The sequence below is a fragment of the Chryseobacterium cupriresistens genome, assembly GCF_046614675.1.
In the GTDB taxonomy this organism is placed as follows: domain Bacteria; phylum Bacteroidota; class Bacteroidia; order Flavobacteriales; family Weeksellaceae; genus Chryseobacterium; species Chryseobacterium cupriresistens.
This window is the reverse complement of sequence record NZ_JBKKJT010000012.1, coordinates 1-11,915: the sequence shown is the minus strand read 5'-3', so window position 1 is coordinate 11,915 and position 11,915 is coordinate 1. Positions and strand designations below refer to the sequence as shown.

12 protein-coding genes are annotated in these 11,915 nt (G+C 35.9%); 6 read left to right on the top strand and 6 right to left on the bottom strand.

Annotation, left to right across the window (positions count from 1 at the left end):
- Window positions 1–2: 2 nt before the first annotated feature.
- The gene (locus ACLI50_RS21095; protein WP_202840875.1) at window positions 3–677 is read right to left on the bottom strand and encodes a response regulator transcription factor; all 675 of its coding nucleotides are present in this window, start codon (window positions 675–677) and stop codon (window positions 3–5) included.
- A 220-nt stretch (window positions 678–897) separates the two neighbouring features.
- On the opposite strand from ACLI50_RS21095, the gene ACLI50_RS21090 reads away from it, so the two are divergent.
- The gene (locus tag ACLI50_RS21090) at window positions 898–2,403 is read left to right on the top strand and encodes a DNA recombination protein RmuC (RefSeq protein WP_343642465.1); all 1,506 of its coding nucleotides are present in this window, start codon (window positions 898–900) and stop codon (window positions 2,401–2,403) included.
- A 142-nt stretch (window positions 2,404–2,545) separates the two neighbouring features.
- A complete protein-coding gene (locus tag ACLI50_RS21085) occupies window positions 2,546–3,313 on the top strand; it encodes a TrmH family RNA methyltransferase (protein WP_343642463.1) in 768 nt (255 codons plus the stop codon).
- A 122-nt stretch (window positions 3,314–3,435) separates the two neighbouring features.
- Here the strand turns inward: ACLI50_RS21085 and ACLI50_RS21080 are convergent, their stop codons facing one another.
- Window positions 3,436–3,765, bottom strand: a complete 330-nt coding sequence (locus tag ACLI50_RS21080; protein ID WP_034694620.1) for a hypothetical protein — start codon at window positions 3,763–3,765, stop codon at window positions 3,436–3,438.
- A gap of 183 nt (window positions 3,766–3,948) precedes the next feature.
- On the opposite strand from ACLI50_RS21080, the gene ACLI50_RS21075 reads away from it, so the two are divergent.
- Both ACLI50_RS21075 and ACLI50_RS21070 read left to right on the top strand, forming a co-directional pair.
- Window positions 3,949–5,130, top strand: coding sequence for a hypothetical protein (locus ACLI50_RS21075; protein ID WP_343642461.1), 1,182 nt, complete (start codon window positions 3,949–3,951; stop codon window positions 5,128–5,130).
- Window positions 5,114–5,695, top strand: a complete 582-nt coding sequence (locus ACLI50_RS21070; protein WP_343642459.1) for a hypothetical protein — start codon at window positions 5,114–5,116, stop codon at window positions 5,693–5,695. The genes ACLI50_RS21075 and ACLI50_RS21070 overlap by 17 nt, the downstream gene beginning before the upstream one ends.
- Here ACLI50_RS21070 and ACLI50_RS21065 read toward each other — a convergent pair.
- The 4 genes from ACLI50_RS21065 to trhO are packed head-to-tail and all read right to left on the bottom strand — an operon-like array spanning window position 5,659 to window position 9,119.
- Window positions 5,659–6,171, bottom strand: a complete 513-nt coding sequence (locus ACLI50_RS21065) for a 5-formyltetrahydrofolate cyclo-ligase (protein WP_343642457.1) — start codon at window positions 6,169–6,171, stop codon at window positions 5,659–5,661. The two genes, ACLI50_RS21070 and ACLI50_RS21065, sit on opposite strands and share 37 nt — an antisense overlap.
- A gap of 53 nt (window positions 6,172–6,224) precedes the next feature.
- Window positions 6,225–6,455, bottom strand: a complete 231-nt coding sequence (locus ACLI50_RS21060; RefSeq protein WP_062673534.1) for a ferredoxin — start codon at window positions 6,453–6,455, stop codon at window positions 6,225–6,227.
- Complete coding sequence (locus tag ACLI50_RS21055; protein ID WP_411414584.1) at window positions 6,455–7,699, bottom strand: peptidase U32 family protein; 1,245 nt, start codon at window positions 7,697–7,699, stop codon at window positions 6,455–6,457. The genes ACLI50_RS21060 and ACLI50_RS21055 overlap by 1 nt, the downstream gene beginning before the upstream one ends.
- Window positions 7,700–7,757: 58 nt before the next feature.
- Entirely contained in the window at window positions 7,758–9,119 is a 1,362-nt protein-coding gene (gene trhO / locus ACLI50_RS21050; RefSeq protein WP_411414583.1) for an oxygen-dependent tRNA uridine(34) hydroxylase TrhO, read from the bottom strand.
- Window positions 9,120–9,459: 340 nt separating this feature from the next.
- Between trhO and ACLI50_RS21045 the strand changes: the two genes are divergently transcribed.
- Window positions 9,460–10,986: a trypsin-like peptidase domain-containing protein gene (locus tag ACLI50_RS21045; protein WP_202840891.1), complete on the top strand. Its 1,527-nt coding sequence runs from the start codon at window positions 9,460–9,462 to the stop codon at window positions 10,984–10,986.
- 162 nt (window positions 10,987–11,148) lie between these two features.
- Window positions 11,149–11,718: a GNAT family N-acetyltransferase gene (locus ACLI50_RS21040; protein WP_110008517.1), complete on the top strand. Its 570-nt coding sequence runs from the start codon at window positions 11,149–11,151 to the stop codon at window positions 11,716–11,718.
- Window positions 11,719–11,915 lie beyond the last annotated feature (197 nt).

Here is an 11,915-nt window from a genome sequence, read left to right as displayed (position 1 = left end):
CTTCAGTCTTTGATCAAATATCCGGTTCCTTTTACTGTATGAATAATTTTCTGTTCTGTCTCATCAATCTTATTACGGACATAGGAAATATAAACATCTACTACATTCGTTGTATTATCGAAATCAATTCCCCATACCTTATGTAAAATCTGGGTTCTGCTCAACACTTTATTTTTATTCTCCATCAGAAAAGTAAACAGTTTGTATTCCGTAGGGGAAAATTCTATTTCCTTATCATTCTGAGTTACTTTATGAAGATCAGTATCAATCACAATATTTCCGCATGATAAATATTGATCCTCCTTTTGGTAGCTCATTTTATTTCTTCTGGTTAAAGCTTTAATCCTTGAAATCAATTCTTCAAAATGGAAGGGTTTGGATAAATAATCATCAGCACCCATATCGAGCATTTTGATTTTATCATCAGGACTGTTCAGGGCACTTAAAACCAAAATCGGAGTATAGTTTCCTTTAAATCTGATAATTTGTGTCAACTGCATGCCATCCAGTCCGGGAAGCATAATATCCATTAAAATAATATCAAAATCATAGGTATGAAGAAGCTCACGTGCATTTTCCCCGGAATCTGCCAGGGTTGTATTATAGCCAGCCTCGGAAAGGCCTTTTATCAGGAAATTACTGATTCTTTGATCATCTTCTACCAGCAAAATATTCATAAGTCTCTGAAATTTCCCATAAATATAGGTATTCTAATTCAGAAAGAAAGCTGGGGGCCGGAAGCGAGAGGTAATGGAATTTTATAAAGCGATTGTTTCCATTTTATTTCCCTTTAAAAAACATTGAATTTAATTGTAAAAAAAATCAGTTCTTATCTGTCCAAAAGGAACTTCCAACATCCCGCTTCCAGCTTCCGACCTTTTTTCATAATTTTGGAAGATGGAGATGATATATTTAATTATTGGATTGATTGCCGGTGGTGTACTGGGCGCTGTTATACTATACTTTGTACTAAAATCGTCAATGGTTTCAAGAAGTTCTTATGATGCACTGAACACTTTATCCATTAAAACCCAATCTGATCTTGAAAATTCAAACCAGAAAATTCAGGAGCTTAATCAAATCATCAGTAAAGAGAAAGAAGCCAATATGCTGCAGCAGGATCTATTGGATGACCTTAAAAATGAATTTTCTAAAATCTCTGCCGAATATTCATCCTTAAATCTTCAGTTTCAGGAGTTAAAACAAATCAATCAGAGGCAGACTTCTCAGATAGAAACTCACATTCTTGAAAAACAGACTCTTTATGCTAAAAACTCTGAACTTTCTGCCAAAAATGAAGGTCTTCAACAATCTCTTGACACCCAGAAAGAAGAAATTGTTAAAATTCAGGAAGATTCTAAACTTCAGTTTGAAAATCTTGCCAATAAAATTTTAGAAGAAAAAACTGAAAAGTTTACTACCTTAAATCAAAATAACTTAAAAAATATCCTTGAACCTTTTCAGGAGAAAATCGCGGATTTAAAAAATAGAGTCAACGAAGCTTACGAAAAGGAAAATAAAGAACGTTTCTCCCTTGCAGAAAAGGTGAAAGAACTGGCAGAACTGAACCAGCAGATTTCCGAAGATGCCAAAAAATTAACCCGTGCCCTGAAAGGAGAAAGCAAAACTCAGGGAAACTGGGGCGAGATGATTCTGGAAAGTATTCTTGAAAAATCAGGATTGGTAAAAGGAAGAGAATATTTTCTCGAACATGAATTGCGCGATGAAGACAATAAAGCTTTATTTTCTGAATTCTCCGGAAAGAAAATGCGTCCTGATGCTGTTGTAAAATACCCGGATGAAAGAAATGTCATCATTGATTCTAAAGTATCTCTGACTGCTTTCACAGAATTGGTTGACGAAACTGATGCTGATGTTTACGCCATAAAACTGAGCCAGCACCTCGGATCTATCAAGAATCATATTAATCAACTCAGTCAAAAAGCATACGATGACTATGGAAAATCACTGGATTTCGTGATGATGTTTATTCCGAGTGAACCGGCTTATATTGCGGCAATGCAGGCAGACCAGAATCTTTGGAACTATGCTTATGAAAGAAGAATTCTGCTACTGAATCCAAGTAACCTGATTACTTCCCTAAAACTGATTGCCGATCTTTGGAAACGTGAATATCAGAACAGAAACTCTATTGAAATTGCGGAACGCGGTGCCAGACTGTACGACAAATTTGTAGGTTTTGTAGAAAATCTGGAAAAAGTAGGACGAAATCTGGATCAGGCGAAAAATGTATTCAATGATGCTTACAAACAGCTTCATACCGGAAATGACAACCTGGTGATCCAGACTCAGAAATTGAAATCATTAGGAATTAAAAATAAAAAAGAGCTGCCACAAAGTCTTATTGACAATAGTAATCTTATTGAACCATCAGAAAGTTAAATCTCAGGAAAGCTAATCATCATACCTTTATAACCATTCTCATTTTTAAAATGGAAAAATACAGTCCATTTGAAATATCGTGGAAAAACCTTTTTATTAAAACCAGAGAAGTTCAATCATAAATTTTACATAATTTTGCAGCATGTTGATAGAAAGTTTTCAAAACGATAAAATAAAAAATGTCACTAAGCTTCTTACTGACAACAGGTTTCGTAAAAAATCAAAAGTTTTTGTAGTAGAAGGCCAGCAGGAAAATGAAAGAGCCATGCAGTATGATTTTGAGCCGCTGGAGTTCTTTATCTCTGAAAATATCTTTAAAGGAACTCTTCCCGATGGAAAAATCCATTATGTAAGTGAGAAGGTATATGAAAAAATCGCTTACAGAGGAAGTTCCGAAGGAATTATCGGCATTTACCATACCAAAGAAAATTCACTTTCATCATTTGTTCCTAAAAAAGATTCTACGGTAATTATTGTTGAAGGTGTAGAAAAGCCAGGAAATCTTGGTGCTATTTTAAGAAGCTGTGAGGCATTTGGTATTGATGCCTTGATTGTTGCTGACGGGAAAACCGATTTCTACAACCCTAATGTGATCAGATCCAGTGTAGGATGCCTGTTCGGAATGGAAGTCTATCAGGCTGAAAATACGGAAACATTGGAATTCCTGCAGAAAAACAGTTTCAATATCTACACTACGCTGATGGACGAAAGTGCTGAAGACCTTTATCAAAGAGATTTCAGACAGCGTTCTGCCGTATTATTCGGCACGGAACATTCCGGATTGAGTGATTTCTGGATTGGAAAAGGAAAAAACACTTTAATTCCGATGGCAGGAAGTATTGATTCTTTAAACCTGAGTAATGCAGTAGCTATTACCTGCTATGAATCTCTGAAACAAAAGAAGGGATAAGCTATTCCAGATCTTATTTTGATATGAAAGAGATTGCTTCGCCTTTAGCTCGCAATGACTAAGCATAAAAAAACCGTTTCACTGGGTGAAACGGTTTTTTTATTGTTAAGCGTATGCTAGAATTATTTCTTAGCAGCATCTTTAGCAGCATCAGCAGCTCCTTTAGCAGCATCAGCAGCTCCTTTAGCAGCGTCAGCAGCACCTTTAGCAGCATCTTTAGCAACTTCAGCACCAGCAGCAGTAGTAGCAGCAGCAGCATCTTTAGTAGCTTCTACAGCAGTAGTTGCAGCAGAATCAACAACTTTAGCAGCTGAATCAGAAACTACAGCAGCAGAATCAGCTACAGTAGCAGCAGCAGAATCAGTTGTACCTTCAGTAGCAGTAGCTTCAGTTTTTTTACAAGCAACTAGAGAGATTGCAGCGATAGCAGCTACGAATAATGACTTTTTCATAATAAATTAAATTTAATTTTGTTAATATTGTTTTATAAAATTTTCTTCTGTTCTGTTATTTGAACAAGACAAAGGTAGAGCAGTTAGAAAATTTGTCTATGAAAAATAATTGTAATACCTTTGTAAAATAGTTTTACAAAAAAACATAGCTGATAATCAACAATTTAATTATTTTTTGAAAAATTGACAGATTTAGATCTATTACACTTTGAACAGCTAAAAAAGGATGTTCAGGGTCAATACTTAAAAGAATATACCCCTTCGCAGGATGACATATCCAAGTGGAAGGGTATAGATATTATATATTTTCAGGAAGACCTTCGAAAAAAAGCGAAAGGAAACATCAGTGAAAAGTCATTTTACACTTATTTTAAAACTTCACCGGTTACTAAACTACCAAGAATAGACATGCTCAATTTATTGAGCATTTATGCGGGTTACAACTCATGGTACGATTTCAAGAAACAGCATCTTTTTGCGGGTGAATTACTTCAGGAAAATGAAAATTTTGAAGACGAAGATCTCGAAGAACTTGAAAAAACAGTTTCTGAAGCTCCTGAACTTCCAAAAATTGAACTTCAACCTAAAAAAGTTGAAATCAGGACCCCAGAAAATACTGATTTACAAAAATCGAATACTGAAAATCAACAAATTACACAAAACAAAACAATAACAAATGAGATAGAAATTTCAGATATTCCGCCTAAGAAAAATTTCTTCAAAAAGAATGCCTGGGCACTTGTTACTTCAGTTTTGATTACGATTACCGGTCTTTTAGGTTTTAAAGATGTACTTTTTTCAAAAACTTATAAATATTGTTTCATTGATAAGGACAGAGGAGTTTCTGTGATCAATACTTTAGAAATAATGGTGGTGAAGGAAAATGAGTCTCCGCTGATGTATAAAATAAAGCCGGGAGAGTGTTTTTATTATTCTACCAAGGATAAAAATCTAAAAATGCGAATCAGCGCTCCTTTCTATGAGCCTCTGGAAGTGAACAGGAACCTTGAAAATGCTCCTGAAGAAGAAAAGATCGAATTAAAGCCGGATGATTATAAGATGGCGGTTTATTATTTCTCTATAAAAGACATCAAAGGAGGAAATCCGGATGAGCAGGTTGCTCTTATCAAGCAAAAAAGAAATCAGCTTGAAAACCTGATCAGCAACAATGCAGTAATTTATCAGGTATATGATAATGATACTTATGGCATTGAAAGGCTGGATAAGCAGAAGTATATCACGCTGGTAACGACTCCAACAACCTCTCTGAAAAACCTGAATGTAATAGAAATGAAAAAGGATACCAAAGGTAAAATTGTATCCATCAAATTTAAAATTGCTACCACAGATGAAAAGAATAAGTAATTTTTTAATTTTCACCGTGCTTCTGACATTATTTATTGCCTGTAATAATAAAACCTCAGAGGTAAGCGACCTCGATAAGCTACGAAACAGCACCAACGAAAAAAGCTATCCTGCCGTACAGATGGATAGCATGCAGGCGATTAATTCCATCACCAAACAGAAAGTTCAGGAACTTCTTGATCTGTCTACTCTATATCTCAGCGGAAACAGAAATACGGAAATAGATACTGTCATTTATTCCCAGATGGAAAGCTATTTTCACAAACCGGATTCACTGACATTTAAAAGATTGCTGAAGGAATTGGACAGCATGAAAGTAAAAACAGCGAAAGTCAGCAATCTGAATGTATATAAAGATTTTTATAAAAAAGATACACTAGACTATGCCAGGTTTAATGTGGAATATTTTGACAGTAAAAACAAGTCTCTGGGAAGCTTTGAAAAGAATGCACAATACATCTTATTGTCTACATCAAAGCTTAAAAAAGAGTTTAAATTCTACTTCTTGGATTTTTATTCCAAACCGCTTCAAAAAGACAGCACTTCGATAGGAGTAACCAAATAGTCAAGAGGAATATCATTTTCCCAGACATCATCCACATATTCATCGGGGGCAAAATAATTGACTCCGATTTTTTTTGTCTCCTCAGAAATACTTTGAAACAATCTGTCATAAAATCCTTTACCATAGCCTACTCTATTCCCTTTTTTGTCACAATACAACAAAGGCGTAATCACATAATGAAAGTATTTTTCGCCAGAATCTTCATTGGAAACAGGTTCTGAAATCCCCCAACTGTTGGTTTCAAAAGCAGTATCTTCAGAAATTTCAATATTAATCAGCTTATCCGCTACAATTTTAGGCACATACACCCGGATATTCTGTGCTAAAAAATATTGAATGAAGATTTGGGTATCAATTTCTTTCCTTGCCGGAATCGGGATAAAAACGTGTACTTTTTCTGATTCTTTTGGCTTAAAATATTGAATGAAATTTTCAAAAATCTTCTCAGATAACAGAAAAGCCTCATCTGGAGACAAGGCTTTCCTTTTTTGGGTATATTTTTTTCTAAGCTCAGCTTTCAGCATAATGATTAAGTGATTCTTACAGAAATAATTTTCACAGGACAGGCGTTGGCGGCTCTCTCCAAATATTCAAACGCTTCGTGGTCTGGTGTTTTTAACGTGTAGAAGCCTTTTTTATCAATCGTCTTAAGCAATACCGATTTACCATCTTTTTTAGACATTCTAAAATATTCCGGAGCAAATTCGACACAGTAATTACAACCAATACATTTATCTCTCTGAAGTGTAGCAATGACCATTACGCTTTAACAATTTTATATAATTTGTCACTTGGCCGTACACGGAACTTCGTAGGGAAAGTAATCACATCAGACTTTGTTGCCTTGTCTGCCCCTGTCTTCGCATCAACGATCATACTTTCGATGACCATTTCCTGTGATCCTGTAGTAGGTCCCTGTATAAGGACACTGTCTCCTACAGAAATATCATAGGCTTCAACCACAAATTCTGCGATATTGGATTTCGGATAGAAATGCCTTCCTTTTCCAATATAAACCTTCTTTTGTGTTGCACTGGAACCGGAGTTTGAAGACCACTCACCCAGCTCCTGACCAAGATAATATCCACTCCAGAAGCCTCTGTTGTATACGGTCTCCAGAAGTTTCATCCATTCATCCACTTTTTCCTGAGAAAACGTTCCTTCCGCAATACTGTCAATTGCTTCTCTATAACATTTTGTAACTGTTGCTACATATTCCGGAGCCCTTCCTCTTCCTTCTATCTTTAAGACTTTCACGCCGGCATCCACAATCTGATTCAGGAAACCAATCGTACAAAGGTCTTTGGGAGACATCATATATTCGTTTTCAAGTTCAATTTCAAAACCTGACTCCTGATCAATCACAGTATATTTTTTCCGGCAGTTCTGTTTACAGGCCCCTCTGTTTGCTGAAGAATTATGGGAATGCAGGCTCAGATAACACTTCCCGGATACTGCCATACATAAGGCACCATGCCCGAAAATCTCCACTTCAACAAGATGACCGGAAGGTCCTTTTACCTGATCTTTTTCAATCTGAGTACAGATTTTTTTGATCTGGCTGATACTTAATTCACGGCTCATCACCATGGTATCAGCAAAAAGAGCATAGAATTTTACGGTTTCAATATTGGTTATATTAATCTGGGTGGAAATATGCACCTCCATACCAATTTGCCTTGCATAAGAAATTACAGCCTGGTCCATTGCAATCACTGCTGTAAGACCGGCTTCCTTCGCTTTATCTAAAAGTGTTCTGACGATAGAAAGATCATGATCATAGATGATGGTGTTAAGGGTCAGATACGTTCTTACTCCTTTTTCAGCACATCTTCTGGCGATTTCCTGCAGGTCATCAATGGTGAAGTTCATTGTTGCTCTTGCACGCATGTTGAGCTGCTCAACTCCAAAATAGACAGAGTCTGCACCGTTATCTATAGCCGCCTGAAGTGATATGAAATCTCCTGCAGGAGACATCAGTTCTATTTTTCCGCTTTTTGTCATTTCAAGTCTGGAATTATTAAGTTGTTAAAACAGAAATAATTGTATTGACAGCTATGAATTATGCATTTTGCACAATTCTGTACAATTTATCAGACAAACGAACTCTGAATGGCAGTGCAAAAGTAATCTGATCTCCAATGTTTGCCGTTTCACAAGGCCCTCCGTTAGCATAGATTTCAGTAATGGTAACTTCCTGCTCTCCCGTTGTAGGACCTGAGATCAATACTTTATCACCCACTGATAAATCCTTATGTTCAATTAAAAACTGTGCAATCTTTGATTTTGAGTAGTAATGTTCTGCCTTTCCAATCAATTCTTTTTTAACAGCAATCTTTTGACGGATATTTTTTGTCTCAGCTTTTGCTAAAGGTTTATCAGTTAAATCTCCTGAGTTTTTAAATTTCAGGGCATCTGATTTTCCTTTTCTGAATACTTTATTTCCAACCTGTAATCCCTTTCTCAGTTTCACCTGTTCATCCCACGGCAAATGAATGGTCTCCAGACATTCCGTAGAACAGCAGTTTTCCATCACAGCTTTACAGTCGTCGCATTGGATAAACAACAAATGACAGGCATCATTGGCACAATTGGTATGATTATCACAAGGTTTTCCACACTGGTGGCATTGTGCAATAATATCATCTGTAATTCTCTCCCCCAGTCGGTGGTCAAATACAAAGTTTTTACCAATGAATTTACTTTTTATTCCTTCTTCTTTGATCTGTCGTGTATATTCAATGATACCTCCTTCCAATTGATAAACATTTTTGAAACCTTGGTGTTTGAAGTAAGCACTGGCTTTTTCACAACGGATTCCTCCGGTACAGTACATCAACAGGTTTTTATCTTCTTTAAAATCCTGTAGCTGTTCATTGATGATGGGTAAACTTTCTCTGAAATTTTCCACATCCGGAGTAATGGCACCTTCAAAATGCCCTACTTCACTTTCGTAGTGATTTCTGAAATCTACAACAATGGTATTGGGATCTTCCAGCATATTATTGAATTCCTGAGCTTTTAAGTGAATTCCTTTATTGGTCACATCAAAAGTTTCGTCATTCAAACCGTCAGCAACAATTTTGTTTCTGACTTTTATGGTTAATTTTAAAAATGAGTAATTGTCTTGGTCTACCGCTACATTCAAACGGATTCCTTTCATGAAGTCATAAACTTCGAGCGTATCACGAAAAGCCTCAAACTGATCTGCAGGAACACTCATCTGAGCATTAATTCCTTCTGTAGCAACATAAATACGGCCAAGAGCATCAAGGGCATTCCAGGCTATAAATAGTTCGTCGCGAAATTTTTTGGGGTCTTCGATTTTGGCATACGCATAGAAAGACAAGGTAAGACGGTCTTTACCGGCTTCATCAATAAGTTGAGCTCTTTCTTCTGCGCTTAAGGTGTTATACAGTTGCATGCTATAAACGTTTTAAGTGAGAATAAAAATTTTTGCAAAGATAATCATTTTAGAATTAAGTATATTTATAACACCAATCACGAACAATAATCAGTAACCTGCCAGCAATGAAAATCAGATCACTATGTATGATAAGTCTGCCATATTTTCTTTAATTTTTTTTTAAGTTTTGTTAACTGTGGCATTAACAATTATGACATAAGGCACAAAATCATATAATAGCCGTTAAATTTTAGTTAAAATTGAAACATAGCATACTAATTGCTTACTTATTTAACATTAAATTTGTTTACTCAAAAACATAAAAAGAAAATTAATTAATAAACAAGAAAGATATACAATGAAGAGTACTTTAAAAAAACTATTACCATTTGCAGTAGTTGGAGTCCTTTCCGGAGCTACTACCGTTGGAGCTTTACAATATTTCGGACACGGCTCCAACAATGGAGATCAATCTTATTTCACAACAGCAGCACCCAATACTTCATTCGCAGGAATGAATACGGGAGCAGTAGGTGATGATTTTGTAAAGGCGGCTAAAACAACCGTTCCCGCTGTAGTAACTATTAAAAATTATCAAAGCAGAACATCAAGCAGAGCTTCAGAGCAGGATTTGTTTGACTTTTTCTTCGGAGATCCTTTCGGGGGAAGAGGCCAGCAGAGACAAAAGCAGCAGGTTCCTGATAATATGCCATCGGGAATGGGTTCAGGGGTAATCATCTCTCCGGACGGTTATATCATTTCCAACAACCACGTGGTAGCAGGTGCTAATAAGCTGGAAGTCGTACTAAGCAACAAGAAATCATATATCGCAACATTGGTAGGAACAGACCCTAATACAGATATCTCTTTATTAAAGATTGAAGAAAAAGGGCTTCCTTATCTGAATTTTGCGAATTCTGACAATATTGATGTAGGACAATGGGTTCTTGCAGTAGGAAATCCATTAGGATTAAACTCTACGGTAACAGCAGGTATTGTTTCTGCTAAAGGAAGAGGTATCGGAATCCTGGGAAGCCAGGGAAAAGCTGCTAATCCTATTGAAAGCTTCATCCAGACGGATGCTGCTATTAACCCGGGTAACTCAGGAGGTGCTTTGGTAAATACCAATGGAGAACTGATCGGGATCAATTCTGCGATTCAGTCTACCACAGGATATTACCAGGGATACGGATTTGCCGTTCCTTCTAACCTGGCGAGAAAAATTGTTGAGGATATCAAGAAATTCGGAATTGTACAGAGAGGATTCCTTGGAGTTCAGTCTTTAGATCTTTCAAATGATCAGTTAGTAGCATCTTACAACAAGCAGTTTAAAACAAATCTAAAAGTAGGATCAGGAATCTATATTACAGGATTTGGTGAAAACAGTGGTGCTGAAGATGCAGGATTGAAAAAAGGAGACGTTATCACCAAAGTAGACAACTACGATATTACAGACTTTGCTGATCTTTCCATGTCTATCGGAAGCAAGCGTCCTGGTGACAAAGTTCAGGTAACCTACTCAAGAAATGGTAAAGAAGGAACTACTTCGGTAACACTTAGAGACCAGAAAGGAGGAACTTCAACCAGAACGAAAGCCGATCTTAGCGTAACAGAAAAAATCGGATCTGAATTTGACCCTCTTACGGAACGTTTCAAAACAGAATATGGACTGAACAGTGGTGTAGTAGCTAAAAACGTTTCTGAGGGCAGTGAAATGGCTAAAATCGGAATTGTAGATAACTATATCATCATCGAGGTAAACGGCAAACCTGTCAATTCACAAAAAGATGTAGAAAAAATCCTTGAGAAATATCAGGGGAATGTACAGGTAAAATTCGTAGATGATTACGGAAGAATTTATACGAAAGGATTCAAAATGCCTTAATTGAATTTTTTTGATTTCACATTAAAAAGTTAACCATTCTTGCTTAAGAATGGTTTTTTTTGAAAAAAAGTTAACTAAGCTCAATGCAGAAACTAACACAAGCCATATAAAACACTGATTAACACACTTCTATTTTTTATATATTTGAAAAAACAAAAATGCATGAAAAAAGCTACCTATGAGGATAGAGAAAAAGTCGTTACTATTTTATGCCAGTCTTTCATAAATGTTCTTATTCCTAATTCTATCAATTTTGTCATAAAGAATTCTGGCAACAGATATAAGAGATTGAGAGCATTAATGGAATTTCAATTTGATTTATCACTGCTAAATGGAAGCATATTTCTCAGCGACGATCACAAAGCATGCATTTTATACTTAGAAAAATCCCAAATCAGTTTAAAAAAAATCTGGCTTGAAATAAAATTGCTGTTCAATTGTATTGGAATTGAAAATATCTTTAAAGTTTTACAACGAGAAAAACTCTTAGTAAAATTTCATCCGGAAGAAAAATTTGTTCATTTATGGTTAATGGCTGTAGTTCCTGGTGAACAGGGCAAAGGAATTGGAACAAGACTTTTAAAAGAATCTATGAGTAAATATGAGAACGAACTCATATATGTTGAAACAACAACATTAGAAAACAGAACCTTCTACCAACAAAATGGATTTACCATTTTCCATGAAACCTTTGAGCTGGATTATCCTCTTTATTTTTTGAAATATGTTTAATACGGAAATCTACTAACTCTTTTCAACAAAAAACGCTGCAGAATCTGCAGCGTTTTTTTTATTATTTATTTTGTCTCGTCCTGAAATAGCGATACACAAAAAAGAATCGTTATGGCAGAAACATTAACATCCACGTACATTAAACGTACACAGAAGGATTACAGTTTAAGTTTAAAACTTCAAATCGTGAAAGAAGT

Excerpts from the sequence above, each read along its gene's own strand:
- ACLI50_RS21055 (WP_411414584.1), bottom strand. The coding sequence starts at position 7,699 with ATGACAAAAAGCGGAAAAATAGAACTGATGTCTCCTGCAGGAGATTTC.
- ACLI50_RS21040 (WP_110008517.1), top strand. The coding sequence starts at position 11,149 with ATGAAAAAAGCTACCTATGAGGATAGAGAAAAAGTCGTTACTATTTTA.
- ACLI50_RS21080 (WP_034694620.1), bottom strand. The coding sequence starts at position 3,765 with ATGAAAAAGTCATTATTCGTAGCTGCTATCGCTGCAATCTCTCTAGTT.
- ACLI50_RS21095 (WP_202840875.1), bottom strand. The coding sequence starts at position 677 with ATGAATATTTTGCTGGTAGAAGATGATCAAAGAATCAGTAATTTCCTG.
- ACLI50_RS21060 (WP_062673534.1), bottom strand. The coding sequence starts at position 6,455 with ATGGTCATTGCTACACTTCAGAGAGATAAATGTATTGGTTGTAATTAC.
- trhO (WP_411414583.1), bottom strand. The coding sequence starts at position 9,119 with ATGCAACTGTATAACACCTTAAGCGCAGAAGAAAGAGCTCAACTTATT.
- ACLI50_RS21085 (WP_343642463.1), top strand. The coding sequence starts at position 2,546 with ATGTTGATAGAAAGTTTTCAAAACGATAAAATAAAAAATGTCACTAAG.
- ACLI50_RS21070 (WP_343642459.1), top strand. The coding sequence starts at position 5,114 with ATGAAAAGAATAAGTAATTTTTTAATTTTCACCGTGCTTCTGACATTA.
- ACLI50_RS21090 (WP_343642465.1), top strand. The coding sequence starts at position 898 with ATGGAGATGATATATTTAATTATTGGATTGATTGCCGGTGGTGTACTG.
- ACLI50_RS21045 (WP_202840891.1), top strand. The coding sequence starts at position 9,460 with ATGAAGAGTACTTTAAAAAAACTATTACCATTTGCAGTAGTTGGAGTC.